Origin of the sequence: Pseudoalteromonas sp. CNAT2-18.1 (assembly GCF_022347865.1) — a bacterium.
GTDB classification, from domain to species: Bacteria; Pseudomonadota; Gammaproteobacteria; order Enterobacterales; family Alteromonadaceae; genus Pseudoalteromonas; species Pseudoalteromonas ruthenica.
The window spans coordinates 69,918-95,379 of record NZ_JAKRFR010000001.1; the positions used below are offsets into that span (position 1 = coordinate 69,918).

Annotated in this window: 26 protein-coding genes; 16 read left to right on the forward strand and 10 right to left on the reverse strand. The window is 50.0% G+C overall.

Going from position 1 to position 25,462, the window contains the following annotated elements; genetic code table 11:
* The 13 genes from MHM94_RS00320 to MHM94_RS00380 all read left to right on the forward strand — a co-directional run bounded on the left by MHM94_RS00320 (position 1) and on the right by MHM94_RS00380 (position 13,696).
* Complete coding sequence (locus MHM94_RS00320; RefSeq protein ID WP_235418260.1) at positions 1 to 1,545, forward strand: aromatic amino acid ammonia-lyase; 1,545 nt, start codon at positions 1 to 3, stop codon at positions 1,543 to 1,545.
* On the forward strand, positions 1,538 to 1,966 hold the full coding sequence (locus tag MHM94_RS00325; protein ID WP_053909352.1) for a thioesterase family protein: 429 nt from the start codon (positions 1,538 to 1,540) through the stop codon (positions 1,964 to 1,966). Before MHM94_RS00320 ends, MHM94_RS00325 begins: the two co-directional genes overlap by 8 nt.
* Positions 1,963 to 2,487, forward strand: a complete 525-nt coding sequence (locus tag MHM94_RS00330) for a hypothetical protein (RefSeq protein ID WP_235418261.1) — start codon at positions 1,963 to 1,965, stop codon at positions 2,485 to 2,487. The genes MHM94_RS00325 and MHM94_RS00330 overlap by 4 nt, the downstream gene beginning before the upstream one ends.
* Positions 2,484 to 4,730, forward strand: coding sequence for a hypothetical protein (locus MHM94_RS00335; RefSeq protein ID WP_235418262.1), 2,247 nt, complete (start codon positions 2,484 to 2,486; stop codon positions 4,728 to 4,730). Before MHM94_RS00330 ends, MHM94_RS00335 begins: the two co-directional genes overlap by 4 nt.
* Positions 4,714 to 5,964, forward strand: a complete 1,251-nt coding sequence (locus MHM94_RS00340) for an NAD(P)/FAD-dependent oxidoreductase (RefSeq protein WP_235418263.1) — start codon at positions 4,714 to 4,716, stop codon at positions 5,962 to 5,964. The genes MHM94_RS00335 and MHM94_RS00340 overlap by 17 nt, the downstream gene beginning before the upstream one ends.
* On the forward strand, positions 5,964 to 6,521 hold the full coding sequence (locus MHM94_RS00345; protein ID WP_235418264.1) for a DUF3261 domain-containing protein: 558 nt from the start codon (positions 5,964 to 5,966) through the stop codon (positions 6,519 to 6,521). The genes MHM94_RS00340 and MHM94_RS00345 overlap by 1 nt, the downstream gene beginning before the upstream one ends.
* A complete protein-coding gene (locus MHM94_RS00350) occupies positions 6,518 to 7,693 on the forward strand; it encodes a beta-ketoacyl-ACP synthase (RefSeq protein WP_235418265.1) in 1,176 nt (391 codons plus the stop codon). Before MHM94_RS00345 ends, MHM94_RS00350 begins: the two co-directional genes overlap by 4 nt.
* Entirely contained in the window at positions 7,690 to 8,151 is a 462-nt protein-coding gene (locus MHM94_RS00355; protein ID WP_235418266.1) for a hotdog family protein, read from the forward strand. The genes MHM94_RS00350 and MHM94_RS00355 overlap by 4 nt, the downstream gene beginning before the upstream one ends.
* Positions 8,148 to 8,873: a 3-ketoacyl-ACP reductase FabG2 gene (locus MHM94_RS00360; protein WP_022943861.1), complete on the forward strand. Its 726-nt coding sequence runs from the start codon at positions 8,148 to 8,150 to the stop codon at positions 8,871 to 8,873. Before MHM94_RS00355 ends, MHM94_RS00360 begins: the two co-directional genes overlap by 4 nt.
* Complete coding sequence (locus tag MHM94_RS00365) at positions 8,873 to 10,093, forward strand: beta-ketoacyl-ACP synthase (protein WP_235418267.1); 1,221 nt, start codon at positions 8,873 to 8,875, stop codon at positions 10,091 to 10,093. Before MHM94_RS00360 ends, MHM94_RS00365 begins: the two co-directional genes overlap by 1 nt.
* Entirely contained in the window at positions 10,090 to 10,899 is an 810-nt protein-coding gene (locus MHM94_RS00370; protein WP_235418268.1) for a MipA/OmpV family protein, read from the forward strand. The genes MHM94_RS00365 and MHM94_RS00370 overlap by 4 nt, the downstream gene beginning before the upstream one ends.
* A 3-nt stretch (positions 10,900 to 10,902) precedes the next feature.
* A complete protein-coding gene (locus MHM94_RS00375) occupies positions 10,903 to 11,331 on the forward strand; it encodes an excinuclease ABC subunit A (RefSeq protein ID WP_022943864.1) in 429 nt (142 codons plus the stop codon).
* Positions 11,332 to 11,470: 139 nt separating this feature from the next.
* On the forward strand, positions 11,471 to 13,696 hold the full coding sequence (locus MHM94_RS00380) for a DUF5916 domain-containing protein (protein WP_235418269.1): 2,226 nt from the start codon (positions 11,471 to 11,473) through the stop codon (positions 13,694 to 13,696).
* Here the strand turns inward: MHM94_RS00380 and MHM94_RS00385 are convergent.
* From MHM94_RS00385 to MHM94_RS00415, 7 genes are all read right to left on the reverse strand, one after another.
* Positions 13,693 to 15,051 (reverse strand): DUF2254 domain-containing protein, encoded by a 1,359-nt coding sequence (locus MHM94_RS00385; RefSeq protein WP_235418270.1) that lies wholly within the window; start codon positions 15,049 to 15,051, stop codon positions 13,693 to 13,695. The genes MHM94_RS00380 and MHM94_RS00385 overlap by 4 nt on opposite strands.
* A 633-nt stretch (positions 15,052 to 15,684) precedes the next feature.
* Complete coding sequence (locus MHM94_RS00390; protein WP_045979932.1) at positions 15,685 to 16,005, reverse strand: DUF4160 domain-containing protein; 321 nt, start codon at positions 16,003 to 16,005, stop codon at positions 15,685 to 15,687.
* Between the two features lie 146 nt (positions 16,006 to 16,151).
* Positions 16,152 to 16,835 (reverse strand): DUF2971 domain-containing protein, encoded by a 684-nt coding sequence (locus MHM94_RS00395; RefSeq protein ID WP_235418271.1) that lies wholly within the window; start codon positions 16,833 to 16,835, stop codon positions 16,152 to 16,154.
* A gap of 530 nt (positions 16,836 to 17,365) precedes the next feature.
* Positions 17,366 to 18,955 (reverse strand): AbgT family transporter, encoded by a 1,590-nt coding sequence (locus MHM94_RS00400; protein ID WP_026110962.1) that lies wholly within the window; start codon positions 18,953 to 18,955, stop codon positions 17,366 to 17,368.
* A 200-nt stretch (positions 18,956 to 19,155) separates the two neighbouring features.
* Positions 19,156 to 20,625, reverse strand: a complete 1,470-nt coding sequence (locus MHM94_RS00405; RefSeq protein ID WP_235418272.1) for an FAD-binding domain-containing protein — start codon at positions 20,623 to 20,625, stop codon at positions 19,156 to 19,158.
* On the reverse strand, positions 20,618 to 20,923 hold the full coding sequence (locus MHM94_RS00410) for a hypothetical protein (protein ID WP_235418273.1): 306 nt from the start codon (positions 20,921 to 20,923) through the stop codon (positions 20,618 to 20,620). Before MHM94_RS00410 ends, MHM94_RS00405 begins: the two co-directional genes overlap by 8 nt.
* Positions 20,924 to 20,972: 49 nt before the next feature.
* A complete protein-coding gene (locus tag MHM94_RS00415) occupies positions 20,973 to 21,230 on the reverse strand; it encodes a DUF3081 domain-containing protein (RefSeq protein ID WP_022943876.1) in 258 nt (85 codons plus the stop codon).
* Between the two features lie 92 nt (positions 21,231 to 21,322).
* Between MHM94_RS00415 and MHM94_RS00420 the strand changes: the two genes are divergently transcribed.
* Positions 21,323 to 22,303 (forward strand): MBL fold metallo-hydrolase, encoded by a 981-nt coding sequence (locus tag MHM94_RS00420; protein ID WP_235418274.1) that lies wholly within the window; start codon positions 21,323 to 21,325, stop codon positions 22,301 to 22,303.
* On the opposite strand, the gene MHM94_RS00425 is transcribed toward MHM94_RS00420, so the two are convergent.
* The gene (locus MHM94_RS00425) at positions 22,287 to 23,105 is read right to left on the reverse strand and encodes a helix-turn-helix domain-containing protein (protein ID WP_235418275.1); all 819 of its coding nucleotides are present in this window, start codon (positions 23,103 to 23,105) and stop codon (positions 22,287 to 22,289) included. The two genes, MHM94_RS00420 and MHM94_RS00425, sit on opposite strands and share 17 nt — an antisense overlap.
* Before the next feature lie 56 nt (positions 23,106 to 23,161).
* On the opposite strand from MHM94_RS00425, the gene MHM94_RS00430 reads away from it, so the two are divergent.
* Positions 23,162 to 23,986 (forward strand): redoxin domain-containing protein, encoded by an 825-nt coding sequence (locus tag MHM94_RS00430; protein ID WP_235418276.1) that lies wholly within the window; start codon positions 23,162 to 23,164, stop codon positions 23,984 to 23,986.
* A gap of 2 nt (positions 23,987 to 23,988) precedes the next feature.
* Here MHM94_RS00430 and MHM94_RS00435 read toward each other — a convergent pair whose 3' ends face one another.
* The gene (locus tag MHM94_RS00435; protein ID WP_235418277.1) at positions 23,989 to 24,885 is read right to left on the reverse strand and encodes a DUF4231 domain-containing protein; all 897 of its coding nucleotides are present in this window, start codon (positions 24,883 to 24,885) and stop codon (positions 23,989 to 23,991) included.
* Positions 24,886 to 24,966: 81 nt separating this feature from the next.
* Entirely contained in the window at positions 24,967 to 25,107 is a 141-nt protein-coding gene (locus tag MHM94_RS00440) for a DUF2256 domain-containing protein (RefSeq protein WP_081604432.1), read from the reverse strand.
* Positions 25,108 to 25,209: 102 nt separating this feature from the next.
* Here MHM94_RS00440 and MHM94_RS00445 point away from each other — a divergent pair, with 102 nt between their 5' ends.
* Complete coding sequence (locus MHM94_RS00445) at positions 25,210 to 25,461, forward strand: TIGR03643 family protein (protein ID WP_235418278.1); 252 nt, start codon at positions 25,210 to 25,212, stop codon at positions 25,459 to 25,461.
* Position 25,462: the final 1 nt, after the last annotated feature.

Consider the following 25,462-nt stretch of genomic DNA (forward strand, 5'->3'; position numbering starts at 1 on the left):
GTGTCTAGCCGTCAAACGATTCATTTCGGCGAAAAGCCGCTTCGCATTGAAGATATTGTCGCCTTTGCCCATGCTTCAGTGAATGCAGAGATCAGCACCTCAGCGCATCTGCAGCGCAAGATTGATGCAGGGGTTGCGTTTTTAGATCAACTCCTGGAAAAAGAAGGGGTGATTTACGGGGTGACCACCGGTTATGGCGATTCGGTGACCGTAGATATTCCTCTTGATTTGGTGAAAGAGCTGCCGCTGCATTTAACCCGCTTTCATGGCTGCGGCTTAGGCGCACACTTCAATGCTGCGCAAACACGGGCGATTCTTGCGACCCGTTTAGCATCACTGACGCAAGGCTACTCAGGTGTTAGCTGGGAGCTGTTGCACTTACTGCGTGATATGATTAACCACGACATTTTACCGCTTATCCCGCAAGAGGGGTCGGTGGGGGCCAGTGGCGATTTAACGCCTTTGTCTTACGTGGCCGGTGCTTTAGTCGGCGAGCGTGAGGTACGCTTTAACGAGCAAGTAATGAGCGCCCAAGAAGCATTTGCACAAAGCGGCTTAACGGCGATTACGCTACGTCCTAAAGAAGGCCTAGCGATGATGAATGGCACAGCGGTGATGACCGCAGTAGCCTGTCTTGCCTTTGAGCGTGCCAGTTATGCCGTCAAGTTAGCCACTCGTATCACCGCCCTGAGCTCTATCGCTCTCAAAGGCAATAGCCATCACTTTGATGAGATTCTATTCTCGGTGAAACCGCACAGCGGCCAACAGCAAGTGGCAAAGTGGATCCGAGACGATCTTAACCACTATAGCCACCCCCGCAATGCCGACCGCTTGCAAGATAGATACTCTATTCGCTGCGCGCCACATATTATTGGCGTGTTGGCCGATAGTTTGCCGTGGTTCCGGCAGTTTATTGAAAATGAGCTGAACTCCGCGAACGATAACCCCATTATCGATGGTGAAGGGGAGCATGTGTTGCACGGAGGGCATTTCTATGGCGGCCATATCGCCATGGCCATGGACAGCATGAAAAATGCGGTGGCTAATTTAGCCGATCTTGCCGACCGGCAAATAGCGTCCTTGGTGGACACCCGTTATAACAACGGCTTGCCCAGTAACCTGAGTGATGCCCAACAGCAGCGCCGCTATATTAACCATGGCTTTAAAGCGGTGCAGATCGGCGCATCAGCGTTTACCGCCGAGGCGTTAAAGTTAACCATGCCGGCGAGTGTTTTTTCCCGCTCCACCGAATGTCACAATCAGGATAAGGTGAGTATGGGCACCATCGCCGCTAGAGATTGTCTGCGGGTGTTGGAGTTGACCGAGCAAGTATTAGCATGCACGCTGTTGGCAGCAGTGCAAGGTCTGCGACTACGTATTCAGCGCGGCGAGTTGCAACAAAGCGCGCTCAGCGCTGACATTGTTAGCATGTATCAAGACATCAGTGGTTATTTTGCTAATCTCGAAGAAGACAGACCACTAGAGAGCACCCTGCGGCAAACCGTCGAGTACATTCAAAACCAGCGTTGGACCCTTTATGAATAATAAAAATACGCTATTGAGCGCAGCCGTTGATATTGAGATCCCATTTCACGACTGTGACCCAATGCAAATTGTTTGGCATGGCAATTATGCCCGCTACCTTGAGGTTGCGCGTTGTGAGTTGTTGCGCAAGTTCGATTACGACTATTTGCAAATGCGCGATTCTGGTTATGATTGGCCTATTGTCGATATGCGTATCAAGTACGTAGGCTCGGCCTCTTTTACGCAGCGCATTCGCGTAGAGGCTTACCTAAAAGAATATGAAACGCGGCTAAAAATTGACTATGTGATCTTCGACAGTGCCTCGAATAAGCGCCTCACGAAGGCCTATACCGTGCAAGTGGCGGTCGATAGAGCCACCCAAGAAATGCAATTTGTGTCGCCACGCATTATCGGTGACAAGCTAGCGCAGGTGCTATCGTGACTAAGTGGCTATCGGGGTTGATGATGCTGTGCTCTTTTATGGCTGCGGCGCAGCAAGGGCAGTTTGAGCAACATAAGCACTTCGCTGGCTTTGATAACGCCTTTGTCAGCACCGGCAGTTATCGCCTCACGGCGCAGCAACTTTGGTGGCACACCCAAACGCCGATAGAAAATGTACTGCGTATTGATAGTGAGGGCGTGTTCGAGCGCCAAGGTGAGGATCAGTTTGTTAAACAGGCGCAAAGTGGTGCTTATAGCTCCTTATTACAGGCACTATTACAGCAGGACCCGCAGCAACTGGCGCAGTTTTTTATTAGCGAACCTGCGACCCGGCCCGAGCGGATTGCCGCCAAGCCTTGGTCGTGCCTTAAACTGTTGGCGCAAAGCCAAGAGTTAAAAAGCTTGTTCACGCACCTTGTCAGCTGCCAAGACAGCCAACAGCAGGTGCGTTTTATTGGCTTGTATGAGCGAAAAGGCACTCGCACTGAAATCATCCTTACCCCTAATGGAGCGACGCAGTGAGCAGCTGGGCAAGGTCTGTAGGCATCGTACTGTGGCCCACCTTCCTGCTGCTTTGCACAGTAGCGGTGTGGACACTGAAAGAAGTGCGTATCAGTGCTGATATGATGGCCTTATTGGAGCGCCAGCCCACTCAAGCCGTCGATGCGCAGTTTTATAGCGCGCAACAGCAGCTATCAAGTACGGCGCAAAACCAGTTGGTGTTTTCCTTCAGTGGCAAAACGGCGGTCAATGCTTACCATGAGCTGGCGCAGCAACTGCAACAACACCCGTCGCTTAAGGTTAAAGTACAACCGACACTTAAGCGTATCACCGAGTTCTACCAGCCTTATCGTGGCGCGCTCATGAGCGAGGGCTATCAACAAGCGCTGCGCTCACCCACGGCCTTTAGTCACTATGCTCAGCGGCAATTATCACAGACCGCCTCACCTTGGTTATCAAGCAGTATCAGTGATGACCCATCCTTAGCAACCTTTAGCTTTTTAGACACCTTTGCAACAGGTCAGCAATTAGGGCTCGTCGATGGTAAGTTACAATGGCGCCAAGGAGGTAAGCCTCCCGTTTGGCTGCTGGTCAGTGAGGTGACGACGACAGCAACAATATGGCAAAACAATGCCCTGGCAGCGGAGCTTGTAAACGCGGTTCGTGCGCTTCGCCAAGCCCACCCAGAAACCGAGATTGAATACTCTGGAGTGCTATTTCATAACAGTGAAAACGCGGAGCAAGCGCAATGGGAGATGAATCGCTTTGGCTTGGCGAGCCTGGTGTTACTCACTGTTTTTGTATTGCTCGCCATACGCGGCGTTTGGCCACTGTGGGTGAGTTTATTAACCGTAAGCAGTGCAGTGCTCGCAGGCGCGCTAGCGCTTTTATTGCTGCGCCAACAACTGCATGTGTTGAGTTTAGTGTTCGCCACGACGTTAATTGGTGTCGCCATCGATTACGCGTTGCATGCGCTGAGCGACAGAGCCAAAAAAAGCAATAGCTACAGCGTAGCACTGAAACGCGGGTTATTGCTGGCTCTTGGCTCGACAGCACTCGGCTACGCCTGCTTTTTCACCGCGCCGATGAGCTTATTGCAAGATGTCGCTATTTTTATTGTTGCTGGATTGTGCGGCGCTTGGTTTTTCGTGCGCTTTGTGGTGATCCGCGCCCAGCGACCTACGCAATTACGCCCCTTGGCACTGAGTACTGCTGATTGCGCATTAACCTTGTTTGCTCGACTGCGCCGGCGCAAAGGTGCCATCGCTTTGACTCTTGCGGGCGTGAGTGGCCTGTTGCTGAGTGTGCAATGGCCACAAGTCAACGATTCTATCGCCAGCTTTAATGCAAGCTCAGCGCAGCTTATGCAAGCGCAAAAGCGCCATCACTTGTACTTAAATGGTGATGGGCCAACGTTTCAGGTGCTAGTGCGAGGCGAAAGCATCGAGCAGTTATTAATAAACGAAGAGCGCGTGCGCAGTTTTGTGCAACTGCATCAAGGGCGATTTCAGGGTCTCAGCGTGGCCCTGCCTAGCCAGCAAAGCCAACAACAGGCTTTAACTCTTTATCGCCAGGCGCAGCAGCAGGGACGGTTTAGCTTTTTGGCGCAATTACGCGGCGCCGCGCTGCCAGCGGATGCAAATACCCTGTTGAGCTATGAGCAGTTTGCTCAAGGGCCACTGGCCGATGTATTTCTTGCGCCTATCAAACAAGGCCCATATTTTTATTCATTGAGCACCGTCAGCGCGCTTGAACATGCCTCGCTGAGCGGTTATCTGGCAGAGTTTGAAGATATGCAGTTGGTGGATGTGCCCGGCCAGCTGAGCGCCATGTTAGCGCACTTTCATCACAGTATTCATTGGGCTTTAGCGCTCGCAGTCCTGGCCATAGCCATTGTATTTATAGCGTTTTTTGGCCTGCGCAGAGGGGCTGCCATGGTTGCTTGGTTGGCGCTAAGCGCGTTGCTGGTGGTAACCCTTATTGCGGTCGTTATGCCCCTGTCGGTATTTCATACCTTGGGGCTTATCCTAGTGTTAGCGTTAGCTGTTGATTATTTTATTTTTTATCAGCAATCAGGGCGTCAGCCGACCACCTTTGTTGCCATTAGCCTGTCAGCGTTGTCGTCCTTGGCGGTATTCGCGATGTTAGTGTTTTCGAATACCCCCGCTATCAGCCAATTTGGTGCTGCCGTGCTGATCGGGCTTATTGTTGTTTACTGGGTAGCGCCACTAAGTATTGAGAATAAAAATGATAAATCAGACTGAACAGACGGACGTTGTGGTCATCGGTGCTGGTCCCTCTGGGGCGTTAGTCAGTGCCTTATTGCGCCAGCGTGGTTGGCACGTGGTGGTGCTTGAAGGTCAGCATTTTCCGCGCTTTTCCATTGGCGAGAGCCTACTGCCGCAATGCATGGCCTACCTTAGCGAAGCCGGCATGGACGAGGTCGTGGACAAGCATGCCGAAGAGCTGGGTTTTCAGTTTAAAAATGGCGCCGCGTTTCATTATCAAGGAACGGATACCGCTATCGACTTTACCGACAAGTTCTCTGCAGGGCGTGGCACTACTTATCAAGTCAAACGTGCAGCGTTTGACAAGTTGCTCGCCGATACCGCCCAGGCCCAGGGGGTGGAGATTCGCTACGGCCATCGAGTTGAAGCGCTGCAAGAACATGATGAGCATATCGAACTGTCCGTGGCCAGCGAACAGCAAAGCTATCGGCTGCAAGCACGATTTGTGCTCGACGCCAGTGGTTTTGGCCGGGTGTTGCCGCGCTTACTTGATCTAGAGCGCCGCTCTAGTTTGCCCACAAGAACGGCCTATTTCTGTCATATCAACGACCATATCAGCGCCGCAAATTTTGATAGAAACAAAATTTTAATTTCCGTGCACCCGCAGCATCGCGACATCTGGTATTGGCTTATCCCTTTTGCCGATGGTAGCGCCAGCTTAGGAGTGGTGGGTGAGCCCGAGTACTTTGACGAGGCCCTCAGTGAACAACAAAACTTATGGCGCCTGGTAGGCCAGGAGCCAAATCTAGCAGCGTTGCTTGACTCGGCGCAGGCAATCACTGATACCCAGCGCTTAGGCGGCTATTCTGCGGATGTCAGTCGCTTGTATGGCAAGCGCTATGCGTTATTGGGGAATGCTGGGGAGTTTCTTGATCCGGTGTTTTCATCTGGGGTGACGATTGCGTTGAAATCGGCGTCATTGGCAGCGCCGGTTGTCGATGGCTTTTTGCGTGGCGAAAAAGTGGATTTTGACAAAAACTTTGCCCAACCACTTAAACAAGGGGTAGAGTGCTTTAAAACCTTTGTCCTCGCTTGGTACGATGGCCGTTTTCAGGATGTTATTTTTTATCCACAGCAGCGCAGTGATGTGCGGCGCATGATCAGCGCCATTTTGGCAGGCTATGCCTGGGATGAAACTAATCCCTATGTGGCACAAAGTGAGCGCCGTCTTGATGTGCTTGCGACTCTTTGTAACATGGAAACTCAATAATGCGGGCTGTATGGATAATTATTGTCACCGTGTTATCGGCCTGTACTGCGGTGCCAGAGCGCAACGTCAAAAGCGTTGACTTAGCCGCTGGGGTGAGCTTCGATATGGGTGTTGCACCGCCGTCATTACATCAGCAACAGTGGCAAAAAAAGCTGACTTTTTCTCGGGCTGAGCGCAGTGCTACACTACTGAGCCAACTGGCCGTTAATCAAAGCGGTGAGCTGCGCTTGGTGTTGACCTCGGGGGCAGGTATCCCGCTGTTGTCCATGGCCTTTAGTGATGATGAGAAAATCAGCGTAAGCACTCAGTTAGCCACGCTGCCGATTGATCCGGAGTACATTTTGGCCGATGTACAATTGGTGCATTGGCCCATGCAGCAACTCAAGGCGCAGTTAAAAGGGGCGCAAATACAGGAATTCCAGCGCGGCGCGACCCGAGTGAGGGAAATTAAACGTGCTCACACGCTATTACTGCGCATAGAGTACCAAGGCGTCACAACAACGTTAACTAATTATATGCACCAATACCAAATTATATTTACCGAGGTGGGGTTATGAACGCCTGGTTAAACGACCTCGCGCTTGTCAGCGCATTAGGAGCGGATACCAGTGCCCATCTCGATGCCCTGAGCGGCGAACAGCGCAGTGGTTTGGCTCAAGTCGCTGGGCTAGATAATGAGGGCATGACCCCCTACTTAGGTCAGGTCGCCAATTTGCCCCTTGATAGCACCGGGCGCAATAACGCCATGATAGACCTTGCTTTGGCGCAATTAACTAATACCTTAGATAAGCTGCGCAGCCGCGTAGCAGCGCATCGTATTGCCGTAATCATCGGCACCAGCACCGCTGATATTTATGATGGTGAGCGTGCTCGAGCACAGCAAGCCCGCCATGGTAGCTGGCCGGATCACTATCACTACCACCAGCAATCATTGGATGCCCCTGCGCAGTATATTCGCGATAAGCTTGCCTTACAGGGGCCATGCTACAGTATTTCCACCGCCTGTAGCTCTAGCAGTAAAGCACTGAGCAGCGCCAAAGCAATGTTACAAGCAGGGCTGGCTGATGCGGTCATCTGTGGCGGAGCTGACAGCTTGTGTCAATTGACCGTCAATGGCTTTAAAGCACTGGCATCGACCAGCGCCGGGATTTGCCAGCCTTTTGCTCAGCAGCGTGATGGCATTAATATTGGCGAAGGTGTGGGTTTATTCGTTATGACTCGTTCAGCGGATTTTGGCTCAGCGCGCTGTGCGTTATTAGGCTGTGGCAGTAGCTCCGATGCGTACCATATGTCTGCACCCGAGCCGCAAGGTCAAGGTGCCATAGCGGCAATGCACCAGGCGCTGGCCGAGGCGGCTTTGACAGCCACAGATATTGATTACATCAACGCCCACGGTACTGCAACGGTAAAAAATGATGCCATGGAAGCACGGGCCATTGCCGATGTCATCGGCGCGCAAACGCTGGTAAGTTCCTCGAAGCATCTTACCGGCCATACCTTGGGTGCCGCCGGCGCAATAGAGGCTGGATTATGTTGGCTGCTGATAGAACAGCAACGTTTAGGGAAGACCCTAACGCTGCCATATCATAGCGGCTACGCCCTTGATGCCTCCTTGGCGACGATTAATCTTGTACAACAACCCACTCGGGAACGGCCGAAAACATGTATGAGTAACTCTTTTGCTTTTGGTGGCAATAACGCCAGTATCATTATTGGAGAAATAGCGTGACCAACAACCATCGACCTATAAGCGAATTGCTGGCGCATCGCCCTCCCATGGTGTTGATTGATGAGCTGATTTCGTTTGATAGTGACAGCGCCCATTGCCAAGTGACCATTACCCCAGACAGTGCTTTTTACCAGCGTGATATCAATGGGGTGCAAAGTTATATCGGCAGCGAATATATGGCGCAGAGTATCGCCGCCTATGCCGGTGCTCACGATTGTCAGCACCAGCGTGGTGTTAAAATTGGCTTCTTATTAGGCAGTCGAAAAATCCGCTGTTTAAAGCCGGTCTTTAAGCTTGGCTGCACACTGGATATTTATGTCACGCAAGTGGTGCAGGACGAGTCCGGGCTCAGTGTTTTCGATTGCACCATTGAATGCGATAACGAGCGTTATCTCGAAGCCAAAATTAATGTATTTCAGCCTGCCGACCCGATGAAGTTTATTAAGGAAAACCAATGAGTAGAGCGATTTTAGTCACCGGTTCAAGCCGAGGTATAGGCAAGGCCATCGCGCTGGCCCTTGCCGAGCAAGGGTTTGACATTATCTTGCATTGTCGCACCCAGCGTGAGCAAGCTCAAAAAGTCAGTGAGCAAATCCAAGCTATGGGCCGCAGTGCACGAGTCCTGTGCTTTGATGTCACTGATAGAGACTCAGCACGCCAAAGCATAGAGCAAGATATTGCCGAACATGGTGCTTATTATGGTGTGGTGTGTAATGCCGGAGTCACGCGTGACACCGCCTTTCCGGCGATGACCGACGACGAATGGGACACGGTTATTAGCACTGGCTTAGATGGTTTTTATAATGTTGTCCGCCCGGCGGTTATGCCAATGGTCAGTGCCCGTCAGGGTGGGCGTATTATTACGTTGGCTTCGGTATCGGGCATCGCTGGCAATCGTGGCCAAGTGAATTACAGCGCCGCCAAAGCAGGGATCATCGGTGCTACAAAAGCATTAGCGCTGGAATTGGCAAAACGTAAAATCACCGTCAACTGTGTCGCTCCCGGGTTGATTGCCACGGAAATGACCGAGCAGCTCGATACCAAGGAGCTATTAAAACATGTGCCGATGCGGCGTATGGGCAATGTTGAAGAGGTCGCGGCAACGGTGTCATTTTTAGCCTCTGATCCGGCGGCGTACATTACCCGCCAAGTTATTTCAGTCAATGGTGGGTTAGTGTAATGAAACGGGTTGTGGTTACAGGGATGTCTTGTATTACGGCACTAGGGGATGACTGGCCGAGCCTGCGCAGTGCGCTAGAGAAGGGCGACAACGCCGTTAAAGTGATGGAGCAATGGCAAGATGTAGCTGATTTGAATACCAAATTAGCGGCGCCGGTGACGCACTTTCAGCGCCCTAGCCACTATAAACGTAAGATGGTGCGCTCTATGGGCCGCGTCGCATTGATGGCCACGGTGGCCACCGAGCGGGCATTGGCGCAATCAGGCTTGCTTGAGCACCCGGCACTTACCAATGGCGATACCGGCATTGCCTATGGTTCGTCAACCGGCTCAACGCCGCCGCTTATTGCCTTCGCTGATATGATGAAATCGGGGCAGATGAGTGGGGTGACGGCAACCAGCTATATTCAGATGATGGCCCATACTGCGCCGGTTAATATTGGCGTGTTTTTTGGTATCAAAGGCCGGGTGATCACCACCAGCTCCGCCTGTACCTCGGGCTCACAGGGCATTGGCTATGCCTATGAGGCCATTAAGTTCGGTCGACAAAAAGCCATGGTTGCCGGTGGCGCCGAAGAGCTCTGTGTGACCGAGGCCGCCGTATTCGATACCTTATACGCCACCAGTTGTCGTAATGACGCACCTAAGCATACGCCTCGGCCGTTTGATAAAGACCGCGATGGGCTAGTGATAGGTGAGGGTGCGGGAACACTGATTTTAGAAGAGTACGAGCACGCCAAAGCACGGGGTGCGACTATTTATGCGGAAATCGTCGGTTTTGGTTGTAATTCCGATGGTGAGCATGTGACCCAGCCGACCAGCGATACCATGCAAATGGCGATCACTATGGCCCTTGATGATGCCCAGCTTAATGGCGAACAAATAGGCTATGTTAACGCTCACGGCACATCCACCGATCGCGGTGACATTGCCGAATCTCATGCCACCTTTAATGCCCTTGGCCGTAAACCCATTAGCTCGCTCAAAAGCTACCTAGGTCACACGTTAGGCGCGTGTGGTGCCATCGAGGCGTGGGCCAGTATCGAAATGATGCGTGAGGGGTGGTTTGCGCCTACCGTTAACCTTGAGAGTGTTGACCCACAGTGTGCACAGCTGGATTATCTGCGCCAGCCAACCAAATTACAGTGTGACTATGTCATGAGTAATAACTTTGCGTTTGGTGGCATTAACACATCCCTGATTTTTAAGCGCATGCCATGAGCGTGATAACGCGTTGCTTTGCGTTTGTTTTAGCGCTGTACAGCGCTTCGAGTTTCAGTGCAGAGCTTGAGCTTGGAGCGGGGGTATTTCATGCTAATATTCCGCTTTATATCGGTGCCCGTGAGTCAAAAAGCTACACGTTGCCAGTGCCTTATGTGCGCTATCGCTCTGAACGCTTAAACCTTGATAGGCGCAGCGCCACCGGTTACTTATGGCAGCATAATAACTGGCATTTGGACATCTCTGCCACCGCTGGAATTGCAGTAGACAGCGGTGAGAGTAAAGCGCGCGATGGCATGGACGATTTGGACTGGGTGTTCGAGTTGGGCCCTGCATTGGATTATTATGTTGTCGGCCACTATAACCAACCTAGTTATTTTAAGCTTGGCGTGTTTACCCGTAAGGCACTGGCAACGGATTTCACCCGTATTGATGATATTGGCTTTAAGGCGGGACCTTATGCCCAGTGGCGGCAGCGATTGTGGCAACAAGGAGCGCAAAGCATCACGTTAACCAGCCGTTTGGCAATTAATTATGCCAGTTCACAATACGCCGACTACTTTTATGCAGTGCCAGCGGCGGCCGCTAATTCACTGCGCAGCGAATACACCAGTGGTAACGGATATGGCGGTGAAGAAGTGTCTATGGGGCTAAGTTATGACTCAAGGCGCTGGTGGTTTGGCGGGTTTGTAAAGTATTATCGCATCAAGGATGCAAAGTGGCGTGATAGCCCACTGGTGGAGCGCAACCACAGTGTTGCCTTTGGCTTTGGGTTGGCATGGAAGTTCTATAACAACAGAGGATAACAAATGAAAAAATATTTATTAATGGCAGCGCTTGTGGCCGCAACATCGCACAGTGTGGCGGCTCGAGATGATATCGGCAAGTACTCTATTGCCGACTTGTTAGCGACCACGAAAGCCAAGGATGCGCTATTGGATGTGCCCCTTTACTTTGCCGATCAACCACACAGCGCGGCGAAAGAGACCTTCGGTGAGGTGATGACCAATAAGAAAACCAATGCCTTTAATAAATCAGACAAAGAAGCGTGTGAGTGGGTGATGCTCAGTGCGCTTAAAGCACTGCAAGAGCGCGCTCAGCGCGAAGGCATGAATGCCGTCGTGGGCATTGAGTCATACTATAAAAAACGTGAATTTAAAAGCAGTGAACAATTTGAGTGTGGGGCTGGCTTTTTAATGGCCGGTGTGGCTCTTAAGGGCACGTTAGTTAAGCTATAAAACCGTACACGACAGCCCACGCGCTATAAATGAAAAAAGGTACAAAGTTCACCGCACAGGGGTGGTAATTTGTTTTTTGTTTGTTAACATAAAGTAAAATTACCACGCAGACAGTGGTGTAGTACCAATAAGGACGTTTATGGCGCGCTTCGTGTTATTATTGGCTGCGTGTTGCAGCCTTTTCAGCGCAACGGTTGTTGCATACCCTCCAGCAAAACAATTTGCACTGGCACACCTGCAAGAGCAAGTAAAACTCGATGGTAATCTTGACGAGCATGTGTGGGAAAATGCCACGCAAATCGCTGTTAACACTCAGAATGAGCCCCTTGAACGCGCTGCCTCTCCAGTCAATACAACCGCCTACTTATTCGATGATGGTCAATTCCTATATTTAGGCATCGATGCCAAGGACCCTAACCCAGAGGCCATTCGCGGAGCCTTGCGAGACCGAGATGAGTTATGGCAGGACGACAACGTCGGTATCATCATCGATAGCCTGAATGATGAGCGCAATGCCTTTGAGTTTTTCGTTAATGCCTATGGTGCTCAAGGCGATATTCTCGCAACCGACTTTGATACCTGGGTTGAAGACCCCAGTTGGGATGCCATTTGGTACAGCGCCGCGCAAATTCATAGCGATGGGTATGTGGTCGAAATGAAAATACCCCTGACGGTATTAAACCTGCCAAAAACAAATGAACCTATCACGTGGGGCATTTCCATTGCACGTAATTACCCACGGGACGTGTTCTATCGCTTGTCTAATGTCGGCTTTGATCTTGATATAAAATGCAGTTTTTGCCAGTTTGATAAACTCACCGGGCTTGCCAATCGCACTGAGCATCGTGATGTGTTGTTTACGCCGCATATCAGTGCTAGCCGCCACGACAGTAAAGAGCAGGTTCCCGGTGATTGGCTAAGTGGCGATGTTGATGTTGAAGTGGGCGCCGATTTACGTTGGCGTATCAATGATGAAACCTTGCTTAATGCCACGGTTAACCCAGACTTTTCGCAGGTCGAAGCTGACGCTGTGCAGCTCGATGTAAACACCAACTTTTCGTTGTATTACGCCGAAAAAAGACCGTTTTTCTTGGATGGTTCCTCGTATTTTCGCACCAACCAGCAAGAGTTATTTTACAGCCGCACCATCGCCGAGCCGGATTATGGTGTGAAAGTCACCGGCAAGCAGGGCGCGCATACCTATGCCACGTTAGTCGCCGATGATGCCAACCCCTCTGTTTTATTGCCGGGTAATCAAGGCTCATCACTGGCGCAACTGCAAGATGATGTCACCAATGCGGTGGCACGTTACCGTTATGACTGGGGACAGCGCAGTGGCGTAGGGGTGACGCTTACGCAGCGCCAAGGGGGAGATTATCATAATACCGTCGCAGCCCTCGATGGCACCTATGCCCTTAATGCCAGCGACTCCTTTAACTACGGACTGTCTTATGCTGACACCGATAATAGCGCGCTGTTTGTCGAAAATTGGGACGTTGCCGCTAACCAGTCCGGCAAGGCAATTAGTTTGGCGCTTGAGCGCACGAAGCGTGATTACAACTTGCGTGGCGAGTATCAACAGATTGATGAAGACTATCGCGCCGATATGGGCTATCAGCCTAAAGCTGATTTTCGCGAGTACGTGCTCGGTGGCGGGCAAACCTGGTACGGTGACGATGGCGCCCGCATCACTAAGTGGCAATATGATTTAGAGTGGGATAAAAGCTTTGATTTAGATGGCGATTTACTTGAGCAAGAATTTGAAGGCTATCTATATGCTGAAGGCCCCTTGGTCTCTACTTACGAGCTTGGTATGTGGCATAGCGAAGAGCTTTATTACGGCGAATACTTTATCCAAAATAATGGCTATGTGCAGTTCTCTATTCGCCCGCATCAAGATTTAACCTATGTGCTTTATGCCGATTACGGTTCACGTATCGACTACAGCAATGCTCGCCTTGGTGAGGGAGCCGATATTGAAAACTCCCTGAGCTGGGATGTGAACCAACATTTGCAGCTCAAAGTGAATTACAATTACAGTGAGCTCGATGTTGATGAGCAATCCGTTTATCGTGCCCAGCAGTGGGACTTGCGACTTTACTATAAATTCAATATTCGCAGCATGCTTAAGGTCATCTGGCAGTTTGAAGATATAGACCGCAACCAGCAAGCCTACCTTTACTCGCAAGTGCATAAGCGCAATCGCGATTTTGGCTCGCAGGTGGTGTATTCCTACAAAATGAATCCGCAGTCGGTATTCTATCTCGGCTATTCCGACAGCGGTTATCAAGATGACTCACTGGATGAGCTGCAACGCACTGAGCGTACATTTTTTACTAAAATCAGCTACGCTTGGCAGCTTTAGCTTTGTTGTTGCGGTGATAATGCTAAATGGACATCATCACCGCGCCGCTTCGCGACTTCATTGACACGTTCAAGCATCTCATCAATACGCTTTCGTTCATAGGGGTTAGTGATGTTGTGCTCAGCATCGAATACGGTGGCTTGCACATAGCGATACAAAGCATCGACGTAAGCCTTATTACCATCGCACACAAACAGAATGTTCTTTAGTGCCTCAAGAAGGTTCACCAAAATGGTGGTGTCTTCGCGCCCGTAGTGGCGAATCGGGTCAAAGTTACCTTCTAACAAAGTAGCGATACTGGGCTCATAGAACCACAATCTAGGGGCCGCTTCTTCCTCGCTGTGCGCCAAGGTGTAATTGTGATCGGCAATGCGCAGGCGAGTGATAATTAAAATACTCAACATGTCTACCGCTTTAACAGCGGTGCCGGGGTCGTTTATCCCTGGGCTTAACGCTTTAATGGCGATTTCAGCAATTTGGCGAATGCCGTAACTGTAATGGTCGCCAATATACTCTTCAATATAAAAAACACTGCACTTACAAATTTGCTCACAAAGTTCACTGTCATCGCTGATATCTTTATTCACCGCTAAGTAGGGAAAGCCTTCGACACAAAAAAAGCCAGGCTCAATCTCAACCACCAGTTCAAGGTCATGTTGTGCCAAGATTTTACTTAATTGTTGTGTATGTACACCTTTAAAGTAGCCAGCTTGAGGGCTTTTTATATGATACCACTGGGTATAGTCAGGGCGTCTTTTCGCGATGTCGGGCTGTTGTGCTTGAGCGATAGCTTGCAGTTGTTGCTGAGTTTGCGAAAACAGTGTGTTAAGCACATTGTCTACTTGTATGGAGCGGGAAATGGAATGAATGAAAAATACAAATAGCGCTAAGGCGTACAGCCCGAGCATCAAGGCTATAAAGGTGCCCAGGGATGGCGGCTGGGTATCGCCATTTTCGGCGTGGATATTCATCAAGGTGACCAAAGTAAAGACAATACTGCCTAAGTACACCCCCAGCACATACTGGTGCGACTTCATGGTAATGAGTCCGGGTAATACCCGAGGCGAGAGGGTGGATGAGGCGTTATTAAGTACCACCATCACCATAGAAAAACTAAACACCGTCAACGAGATGAGACCACCGGCGAGAATGTTAAGCACCGTTTTAGCGGTGTCTAAATCAGCAACAAACAACATCGGCCACTGCGATTTTAAGGCCATCACCAGCTCATGATATTCGATGCTCGCCAAAAGCATCGCCAGACACAACAGCAAGGTGATGATAATAGCAGGGTAGAAGCCAATGCTGCTAACGATGGCCCGATAGTGGGCAGCAAGTTTGCGAGGTGTACGCACTGAACAAGCCTCCATGGCGAATATTAAAAACTAACCCTAGCACAGTGCACCATTTGAGCCTAGATTGTCTTTGCTTTCGCTGCTGTGGATGCTTAATAAAGTTGGAAACGTCTAAACAAAGGTAGAAAGTAGCCATTTAGGCATGTGATGCCTAACCAACTAATAGTCATGTCCATATTTCATTAGAGCAATAAAAAAACAGCTGCATTACGCCGCTGATTTTTGCATCTAAGTGAGTTAGTTCATAAGAGAGCTGACGGTCAGCTAAACTCGTTTTTGGACAGAAACAAGTTAGGTTATTATTCGGTAACGCTGTATCTAGGGGTTACCGCGCCGTGTGCGGCAGCCCCAAAGGAGCGTAACGACTAAATTGCTATAACACCTTGTTATAAAACGCCTTAACGACCCCTAACAATTCGATTTGAATACAGGTCTTCAACAGGGAAGATCATCGTATAGTCGTCCCAGTTGAGATTGCCGTCCTCAATTTCGAAAGTAAGAAATTTATCGACGTTCTTGTACGGTTCATAGTCGGGATGCCCGACACTAAAAATGAAAGGAGCAAAATCGACTACAGACCTATGGCCATCGTTGAATGTTATTTCCAGGATATGGCCAGTAAGGTGTCTTGTATCAACCACTGATAATTCGGACATTTTTCACCTTTTGGTTAATAATCTGCGGGCTGATATGCTTTTTCTTCACGAAGTAATCTACCCATTTGTTCACAATATCCTCAGCATAGGCATTTACAAACTCTTCGAATTCCTTGCGCTTTTTCGAGTCTAGGCCAGTCCCTTTATCTTTGATGACGATCTTTTGTATTCGACCGCTGAGCATATGAATCTCGGCTTTTGATTCTTTGCCTTGATACTTTGCATGGATATGAATGGGTTCGTGCTCATTGCTATAGAAAAACAATATCAATCCAAGGTACTCGTAGATTTTTGGCATAAATATCTCCTTATCTCCGTTGCCAAATTAAGTTTAGTAACGCTCGCCATCAACGGTGGCAAAACCGCAGCGAAGCGAAGGGTTTGGCATCCGGTGCATTGCCTGGTTATACCATTCATTTTTGCTCAACAGGAGGTGCCTTTTTGTCATCGGCTTTCCTCAGGAGTTTGGTCAGCAAACTCTTTTACTTCATCGAATGTTAACGAGAATTCTCCAAGGTTTGTTTTCGCGCGATAAACCGGAATTCTGATTCCGTTTTCGGATAATGCCCGCTTGATGCGATCAATCAATTCATCACTCGCCCTGAGGCCGAGATAGACTGCGGCTAAGCTATCTTTAGGTAGTGAGTTGAGAAGGATGGGCTGTTGCCAGTGGTCTATGCCCACAGACACTAAGTCTTCTGGGACATCTTCAAGAAACAGCCTTTCTTCCTCCTCGTATGCCCAGTCCACCGCCTTTTCGAGTGTTATGGATTTCGTAACATTTTCTAGAGTGAGGCTGTTGGGCGAGGCACCGTTGAGATCCGAGCGGAGTCTTCTGTAACGAACCGAATTGGAGTTCCGAAAGAAACTGTGGTTCCGATGAAAGGCGACTACAAATCCTTTGTGGCAATCAGCATAGTGAGCCCACATCAAAAGGTTTTTGTGATTTCTCGACAAGGAGACAAAGTTTACGCTGTTTACTGCATCCTTTGGGGATAGCTGATAGTCATTCTCACCAACTTTGAGCAGGCACTCGAAAGGGTCATTCAGTGAAACCACTGAAGTAAACCGAATTCTCATAGCCTGGAGCACATCAGCTCTTTCAGGTGGGAGGTACTTGTAGAGCAAACGGAGGCTCCCTCTTTTCGTTCAACTGGGTATAACATGTTTATAGCGAGCGAATTGCGCGTTTTTCTACTACGCTACAGTTCACTTTTCTGAATGATATATTTTTAACAGACTAGTTAACTCATTGCCAGTATTATTAAAAATAGCTATTGCTCGTTTTCTTGACTATGTGAGCGACTGCGCTACAACTGTTTTAATATACAGTTTTGTATATTTTCAAAGGAATGGAGAGGTGGAGGTTAGCACTTATGCGATTGAAGTAATCTGATGTTGGATATCTTAACAGAGTATTTATTTCCAACTTTGATATATAAAAATGAGAGCGATTTTTGCTCAGTAAAATGCTCGCGTTATTTTGTTTCTGACTTTCCTCTAACTGTGCTATTCACTTCGAATCATAACGTGACCTCATACGAGATTTTTGTATGCAACGTTGTTCAACATCCTCAGCTGCGTACGCCAAAGGTAATGTGCCTTGAATTTATGTGGGCAAATACAAAAAAGCCGGCATGAAGGCCGGCTTTTCTTATTTAAGGTTGATAGTAGGTGGGCGAGCCTGGGCCTACTGGCATACCAAGCACAAACACCCATAAGTAGAACAAACATACCCAGCCAATAAAGAACAACATACTGTAAGGCAGCATGGTCGCGACTAAGGTGCCAATCCCCATATTCTTTTTATACTTGGTGGCAACCGCAAGTATGAGACCGAAGTAACTCATCATCGGGGTGATAAGGTTAGTCACCGAGTCGCCAATACGGTAAGCGGCTTGGATTGTTTCCGGGGCATAACCAATAAGCATCAGCATAGGAACGAAGATAGGCGCGGTTACTGCCCATTGCGCTGATGATGAACCGAGACTCAAGTTCACCATGGCACACATAAGAATAAAGAACACAAACACCTCTGGCCCGGTTAGATTAAGCGCTTGCAACAAGGCAGCGCCATTCACCGCTAAGATAGTCCCGAGGTTGGTCCATTTGAAGAAGGCGACAAACTGCGCAGCGAAAAACACCAGAACGATATACATGCCCATCGAGCCCATACTTTTGCTCATGGCATCAATAATATCGCGGTCATTTTTCATTGAGCCGACCACTCGGCCGTAAACAAACCCAGGAATAGCAAAGGTGATAAAAATGATCACCACAATGCCCTCTAAGAACGGTGAACCTTTTACTTCGCCGGTCTCTTGATGACGCAAGATACCGTCATCGGGGATAATGGTGAACGCTAAAATTACACCAATAAGTACAAACGAAAGACCTGCCCATTTGAGGCCTGTTTTTTCTTTTTTGCTCAGGTGGTCGATTTTATTTTCGCCCAAATCAATGCTGGCTTCACTGGGGTCATACTTACCCAAGCGTGGCTCGACAATTTTTTCCGTGACCCAAGTGCCCAAAATGGCAATCATGAACACCGATACAAACATAAAGTAATAGTTGGCCTCAGCGCCCACTTGGTAGTCAGGGTCAATCATTTGTGCCGCTGGGGTGGTGATCCCTGCTAACAATGGGTCAATGGTGCCCAATAAAAGGTTGGCGCTGTAGCCACCGGAAACCCCAGCAAACGCTGCCGCTAAACCGGCTAAAGGATGGCGTCCAAGGCTGTGGAAAATCATTGCTGCCAGCGGAATAAGTACCACATAACCGAGCTCAGATGCGGTATTTGACAATATCGCAGCAAACACCACCATAAACGTCACTAACCGTTTAGAGGCGCCCATGACCATGCCACGCATGGCTGCTGACAGTAGTCCAGAATGCTCAGCAACGCTCACCCCTAGTAAGGCCACTAATACTGTGCCTAGCGGCGCAAACCCGGTAAAGTTAGTCACTAACCCTTCAAAAATGCGGCGCAAGCCTTCGGCACTAAATAGGCTCACGACTTCGATAACACCATCTGGATCGCGTCCTTTAGCGCCCTCAGGGCGTGGGTCTATGGCGCTTAGGCCGGCCCAGTCGGCTATGCCGCTGATAACCACAATGGCGACACAAAAAAGTGCGAATAGAGTGATAGGGTGAGGCAGCAGGTTGCCGAGAAACTCGACCGTTGCTAGAAAGCGATTAAACCACCCCTTTTGTTGTTCTGGCATGTCAGATGAGACTGCTTTACTCATACCTGTTATTGTCCTTGGAGTCACAAATGGCGCAAAAGATACCATTATTGCGCGCGGCGGTCATCGTTTATCGGTCAAAGCCGAGCAGCGCGCGATGGATAGCCAAAAAAAAGCAGAGGTGGGCACCTCTGCTTGCCCGCTCAGGGGCATAATGCTTTAGGGAAAAGCAATAATTGTTACGCACCAACAGTGCTAAGAGATCAAAATAGCCCCAGCTGTTTGCTTGATTTTGTTTTACTTGTTGCCTTTGGCTGGCGTTTACGGGAGCCATGTTGGTGGCCCACGCGCGCTGTCTCGCGGCTATTGACATGGCGCTGGTAGTAATCGGAAATGCGCGCTTTGGCTTGTCGCAGGGCAATGTCCGGTAGCACACTCGGACGCGGGTAGGTGTCATGACTGAGGCCATTGTATAACCACGGGGTGTGCACATAGGCGCTAGGCACCTTGTTCAGCTCGGGCAGCCAGCGACGAATAAAATGACCGTGTGGGTCGTATTTTTGTCCTTGTGTCACCGGGTTATACATTCGCCACGGATTGATACCGGTGCAGCCCGATTGCATTTGCACTTGGGGATAATGAATACCAGGTTCGTAGTCAACAAACTGCGCTGCCAAAAACGCCGCTGGTTGGAGCCAATCTAACCAGAGTTGGTAACTGGCATAGGCAATAAGCATGGCGCGCATACGAAAGTTAATCCAACCATAGTGATGCAAAAAACGCATACAGGCGTCGATAAAAGGCACACCCGTTTGCCCTTGGCACCAGGCTAAAAACTGCTGCTCGTCAAACTGCTCGGCGCGTAAATGAATAAGGTCGCGGTGCACTGCGTGTTCACAATAGCTCGGCTCTGACTCCAGCTTTTGCACAAAATGACTGTGCCAATGCATACGGGCCAATACTGCCCGTTTATGGCCTGCGGCGCCTTTGATAGCCCCCAGGCTCTGGATACTTTCGCGTAGGCTGATCACGCCATAGGCGAGGTAAGGGCTTAAACGAGAGCACCGGGTGGGGGCACTGAGGACAGAAGAAATACCGCCGCGATAGTAGTGCATGCGCGTTGCTAAAAAGCTTTGCTGGGTGGCCAAGGCACAGGCGTGGGCGCCATGCTGGGCACCGCTGGCAATAAGGTTATCGTTGCCCGGATAGTGATCAAGTAATGCTAAACCGTCATGATGGCCAAGCAAACTCGTTAAGTGTGTGGGGCTTTCTAATTGTGGTTGCTTGAGCCAGTGCTGCGCCTTTGTTTGCCAATGATCGCGTTCTATCGCGCCACGAAATACCGCCTGTTGGCGATAGGTGGCAATGGCAATGCTGCGCTCGCGACACCATGAAAACACCTGATTATCTCGGCTATACGTCCACGAGTTGCCGGTTTCCTGGTGGCTATACAGGGTATGGATAGGCGCATGTTGATGGATGCGCGCTAAAATGTCGCACACCTCTCCGCGCCGCACTAATAACCGACCGCCGATACGCTCAAGTTGAGTTGCCAGGGAGTGCAATGCTTGAGCAATAAAACGAAACTGGCGCTCGCTGGTGTCATCAAGGCACCAATATTCGGGCTCAATAACGTACAGACACAGCACCGGGCGCATGCTTTGCGCGGCAAAATGAATAGGGGCATGGTCATTAATGCGCAAATCGCGCTTTAACCACACCAAGCTAATCATCCAATACCCCTTTGTAGAGCAGGGGATAACGGCGTAAGCGTTTGCCAATATAATCGTCGCGCAGCAGTGCGTCGCAGATTTCATCGACATCGCTGTGCGCGCTAAAAACCCAATCAAAACGCTCGATGGCTAGTAAAAAGCCGCGCTTAAGATGACGCTGCTGGCGGTAATATTCCAAGTTATTTTTGATCAGTTCGAGCTTACTCGGGTCCGCTTTTAGTGCGGCAACTACTTGCTCACTGTGGTGTTGTAATGTCTTGGGGGTCTTTCTTGGACCTCGAGGCCTGCGCACATTCATCTCCTTAAACTGCTATGAAAGGATATACGCAGGCACAGTGACGCAGCGATCAAGCTTGTTTAGCTATCGCCTCAATTTTTTTGATGAAATCCTCTTTGTTCTTATCACTTTGGTAATCGAGGTGATATGTGTTGTGAAAACCAAAGCGCATTAGCACACCACTTCCTTGTAGATAGACGGTATAGCCATCAACATCAGAAAATGCCGTGAGCCCCTCATAGAACTTGCCCTCGTCGGTTTGCTCACCATGCTTTTGAATATGTTCATAGACCCGCAGCAGGGTCTTACTGTCTATTTCGTTTTTCATCGAGGTTCTCACAATGTTGCTGTCGTTACTTATATTTTGGGGGTAAGGTGCGTAAAATCAACCAACACCTTCATTTGTTTAAGGAGGCCACAATGCAGGTCCAGGTTCTCGGTAGTAGTTCGGGCACACCGACATCAACGCGCAATGTCTCAGGCTACGCGGTGTTTCGAGAGGATAAAAAGCCTTGGTATTTGGTCGATTGTGGTGAAGCAACGCAGCATCAAATATTAAAAACCACGCTCAGTCTTTATCACCTTGAAGCAATTTTTATTACCCATAAACACGGCGACCATTGCTATGGCTTGCCGGGGCTACTTGCCTCGGCCGGGCTCAGTGGCCGCCAAGCGCCGCTTACCATCATCGCCCCACAGCAGGTGCTGGATTTTGTCAGTGCCACTCTTAAGCTCAGTGATTGGCAATTGAACTTTTCCTTGCAGCTCTATGATTATGATGCGCTTGATGAGTACTCCGGCTCTTGGGCCTCAGTGCGCAGCTGCGCGCTACAACACCGGGTGCCCAGCAAGGCGTATCGCTTTGACGAGTATGCCATCCCATTAAAGCTGGATATTGCACAGCTTAAGCGCCACCATATCGACTCAGGCCGCCATTATAACCAACTGCAACGTGGTGAAAACGTAACCTTTGAGGGCCGCACCTTAACGGCCACCCAATATACCTACCCGTCGTGGCCAGCGCGTAGCGTCATGGTGTGTGGCGATAATGAAAAGCCGCAATGCTTAGACCCGCTTATCGAAGGGGTTCAGTTATTGGTTCATGAGGCGACTTTCACCGCCAAAGATTTGCACAAGGTTGGGTTTCACACTGGCCATAGCGACGTTGAGCGCATTTGTGATTATGCCCAACAGCGCCAGGTGCCGAGCCTGATACTCACCCATTTCAGTGCCCGGTACGGGGGAGATGCTGTGATGGCGCACATCGCTGACATTGCCACAGACAGGTATAGCGGAGCACTGTATTTGGCGGAAGATGGTTTATGTGTTGGCCTCGACAAGCAGGGCCACAGTGCGCTGATACACGCGCGGTTTGCTCAGCCCTTTAGGCCGAACGATTAGCCCATTTGAGTTGTTGATAATCACGCGGGCTGAGCCCAACCACTTGTTTAAACTGACGGCTAAAGTGAGCCTGATCGGCGAAATTTAGAGCATAACTCAACTCGGTTAAAGACGTTTGGCGCTGATGTTTAATGCGCTCGCGGGCGCGGGCCACTCGTTGCAGTTTATGAATGCTGCGCAGGGAAATGCCAATGTGGTGTTTGCAGTAGCGCTCGATAGTGCGCGGGGTTTTACCCAGTTGCTCGGCTAAATCGGCGGAGTTGGTGCACACCTCAATCGCGGCGCCACTGAGCACTTGTTGCTGGCGGGGTAAATGGCTGCTCAGGGTTTTAATGAGATCAAAAAATGGTTGCGCTTCACTGAATCGCGCGGCGCGGTGCAGTTGCGGGGCGGTGTCGATATCATCAGTGCGAATACATTGATTCACCATCTCTGCGGCGGGTTGTCTGATGAAACTGCCCTGTGCCGCCAAATGAAAACGGGCTCCGAGCAAATGAGTGCCCGCTGCACAGCTCAACACCTTGCTATGCTGCTGACAACCGGTGATGTACAGCCCCGGCGTTAATAACTGCTCGCCTAAATAAGCCTGACCCTGCGTAACTGCGAGCAAGCCCATGCGCGCATCAGCGTGTAACAATTGCTGCGAGTAGGGCTGTTCAGCGCCGGTTCGCGCCTGCCATACCTGGGCCACACCACCTACAGACAGGGCCTTTATATGCAGGGCAAAGTCGCTTAAAGGACGATAATACTGGCTGCTCAATATGCGTGTGGGCGAGGTCATGACATTGTCGGTTTTGTTCAAGCTTTGCCACCAGCATATTGCTAATTTAGGGCCATCGCAATAACTAGGTAGCAACAATGAAATACTTCATACTTTTGATCTTTACATTCGTTTCTTGGTTCATCCACGCCACGCCATTGCACAACATTCAGCTAAAAGAGCTGCAAGGCGGTACCTCAGTGCCACTCGCGCAGTTGCAGGGCGCGAAGCCTCTGTATGTAAAAATGTGGGCAAGCTGGTGCAGCCCGTGCATGCAACAGATGCCAAAATTGCAGCAGCATTATCAAGATTTTGGCGATAAATTAGCCTTCGTTGCCGTTAACATCGACCTGAACGATGATGCGCAGGCCATTAACAAGGTGGTTGAGCGTTTTCAACTGGGTATGACGATTGCTCAGGATGAGCATAAGCAATTAGCAACCCAGGTCGGTTTGCAGGGGACGCCCTTGCATTTGCTGTTTAATCGCCAAGGGCAATTAGTCTATCGCAGCCATCAAAGCGATGAACAGTTGGCCCAGGCACTTACGGCATTAGCCAACGCTGAGCCACTGCCAACCAAGATGCTTCGAGAAAATAACCCATCACCAACAAAGCTCCCTTTGGCAGATGCAGTGCTATTTAGCGCCACATGGTGCGAGAGTTACTGGCAAGAGCGCAAGGCGGATACGGCGCGCCAGTGTCAAGCGAGTCGTGAGCGAGTGAATAAGCTCGCCGAGCAAGGCAAAAAAGTGGTGGTGGTAGTGTCAAACTTGTGGACCACGCCGGCAGATGTGCAGGTGTTTTCACAGCAGTTTCACCCCAGCATTGATATTATCATAGATAACGGCGGCCAACTTTTTAAAGCCTATCAGGTCAAAGCGTTGCCACACTTGCTACACAGCAATACCCACGCAGCCCAATAAGGCTATGTTGAGCGTACCGGCAAGGCAATAGTGAGCTCGGCAATCTGTGCCGCGCTCACATAAAAAGTTTGTTGCGCCAGCACTTCGTTACCTTGCTCGTCATAGATTTTGATGATGTGTGCGCCCAGTGCGAGATGGCGCTGCGTCCATGTTTGGGCACAACAACGTATCGGGGTGGCATCGTCGATGGCAATGGCGTAGCAGTAGGGACTGTGGCTAAATTCCACCTTAACATTCACCGCCCCAAGTTGGGCACCCGGTTGCGTGGTTGACGGCGCAGATATTGATTCGCTTGGCTGCGACGGTGCTTGGTATTGTTGAATAAGCTCGCCGAGCAATTCATTGCCGGTGGCAAACTCTGACACCCATTGCCGAGTTTCGCTTTTTTGTAATTGCGCGGTGCGCGCTAAGTAGTGGCGCGACAAATCAAACAGGGCGCGGACATCGTCCTGTTGCAATGGCTGGTGGCGGTGTAAAATATACTGTGACCAGTCGGCCTCAAAGCGTCGGCTGAGGCTTTCCATTTCTGTCACCGTGGAAATATAGCGGATCCAACCGCTGGACCAACCAAAAATACGATCTGCCGCTTGTAACAGTCCCGCCAGAGCAAGCGCACCGACACCTGCTTGGGTTAGGTATAGACGCTGTTGATAATGCTCAAATAGACCGGCAAAAATAGGCAGTAAAGCCCCAAGAATAACCAAAGAGAAAGTCAAAATGCGCACCGTTAATGAGGCGCGGCGTTTGGATTGAATACTACGCCAATACCAGTTGCGAATGTCTTGGCTGCGAGCGCCTGCGCGCTGATAAATATCCGCTAGGGCCCGACTGGGCTCGCTAGCAATATAGTGGTCCCAATCCGGTAGTAGCTCGGCAGTAACATCTTGCTTTGCACCCATGCGCAACCCTTCCTTAGTGTAAAATCCAATAGCGGCATATATGCGCCAAGTATGCTAGAAAACACCTTGATAATAAAGTGCTTAGCCTACGCCTTTAGCTGCGCAGCGCTTCGAACAATAGCGTACAGAAGGCCAGTTGTTGCGCCATTTTTTACGCCACGTAAAGCGCAAGCCACACACCGGGCAATACTTATAAGGAAGATTAACTTTTTTGTGCGCCACAGTGATCGTTCCAGCCTTTGCCAAGGTTTAACTGCACCATAAGCCTTGTTGCCGTTATGGCTAATAGGCGTGGTGATTAGTAATCAATGAGTAGGAGATACGATGAGCAGCGGTGCTGGCGATCATTCGCGTATTATTGAAATGGCGTGGGAAGATAGAACCCCGTTTGAGGCCATTGAACGTCTCTACGGTCTCAATGAGCAAGCGGTGATAAAACTGATGCGTCGTGAACTAAAGGCGGGGAGTTTTCGTCTTTGGCGAGCGCGGGTTAGTGGTCGCAAAAGTAAACACCAAGCCTTGCGTGATCCGCGTATTGAACGCGGATACTGCAAGACTCAGTACAAGCACCGTTAAC

Coding starts and splice junctions, on each gene's coding strand:
- MHM94_RS00325 (WP_053909352.1), top strand. CDS start 1,538: ATGAATAATAAAAATACGCTATTGAGCGCAGCCGTTGATATTGAGATC.
- MHM94_RS00340 (WP_235418263.1), top strand. CDS start 4,714: ATGATAAATCAGACTGAACAGACGGACGTTGTGGTCATCGGTGCTGGT.
- MHM94_RS00345 (WP_235418264.1), top strand. CDS start 5,964: ATGCGGGCTGTATGGATAATTATTGTCACCGTGTTATCGGCCTGTACT.
- MHM94_RS00350 (WP_235418265.1), top strand. CDS start 6,518: ATGAACGCCTGGTTAAACGACCTCGCGCTTGTCAGCGCATTAGGAGCG.
- MHM94_RS00360 (WP_022943861.1), top strand. CDS start 8,148: ATGAGTAGAGCGATTTTAGTCACCGGTTCAAGCCGAGGTATAGGCAAG.
- MHM94_RS00365 (WP_235418267.1), top strand. CDS start 8,873: ATGAAACGGGTTGTGGTTACAGGGATGTCTTGTATTACGGCACTAGGG.
- MHM94_RS00370 (WP_235418268.1), top strand. CDS start 10,090: ATGAGCGTGATAACGCGTTGCTTTGCGTTTGTTTTAGCGCTGTACAGC.
- MHM94_RS00375 (WP_022943864.1), top strand. CDS start 10,903: ATGAAAAAATATTTATTAATGGCAGCGCTTGTGGCCGCAACATCGCAC.
- MHM94_RS00380 (WP_235418269.1), top strand. CDS start 11,471: ATGGCGCGCTTCGTGTTATTATTGGCTGCGTGTTGCAGCCTTTTCAGC.
- MHM94_RS00390 (WP_045979932.1), bottom strand. CDS start 16,005: ATGCCAAAAATCTACGAGTACCTTGGATTGATATTGTTTTTCTATAGC.
- MHM94_RS00400 (WP_026110962.1), bottom strand. CDS start 18,955: ATGAGTAAAGCAGTCTCATCTGACATGCCAGAACAACAAAAGGGGTGG.
- MHM94_RS00405 (WP_235418272.1), bottom strand. CDS start 20,625: ATGATTAGCTTGGTGTGGTTAAAGCGCGATTTGCGCATTAATGACCAT.
- MHM94_RS00410 (WP_235418273.1), bottom strand. CDS start 20,923: ATGAATGTGCGCAGGCCTCGAGGTCCAAGAAAGACCCCCAAGACATTA.
- MHM94_RS00415 (WP_022943876.1), bottom strand. CDS start 21,230: ATGAAAAACGAAATAGACAGTAAGACCCTGCTGCGGGTCTATGAACAT.
- MHM94_RS00420 (WP_235418274.1), top strand. CDS start 21,323: ATGCAGGTCCAGGTTCTCGGTAGTAGTTCGGGCACACCGACATCAACG.
- MHM94_RS00430 (WP_235418276.1), top strand. CDS start 23,162: ATGAAATACTTCATACTTTTGATCTTTACATTCGTTTCTTGGTTCATC.
- MHM94_RS00435 (WP_235418277.1), bottom strand. CDS start 24,885: ATGGGTGCAAAGCAAGATGTTACTGCCGAGCTACTACCGGATTGGGAC.
- MHM94_RS00445 (WP_235418278.1), top strand. CDS start 25,210: ATGAGCAGCGGTGCTGGCGATCATTCGCGTATTATTGAAATGGCGTGG.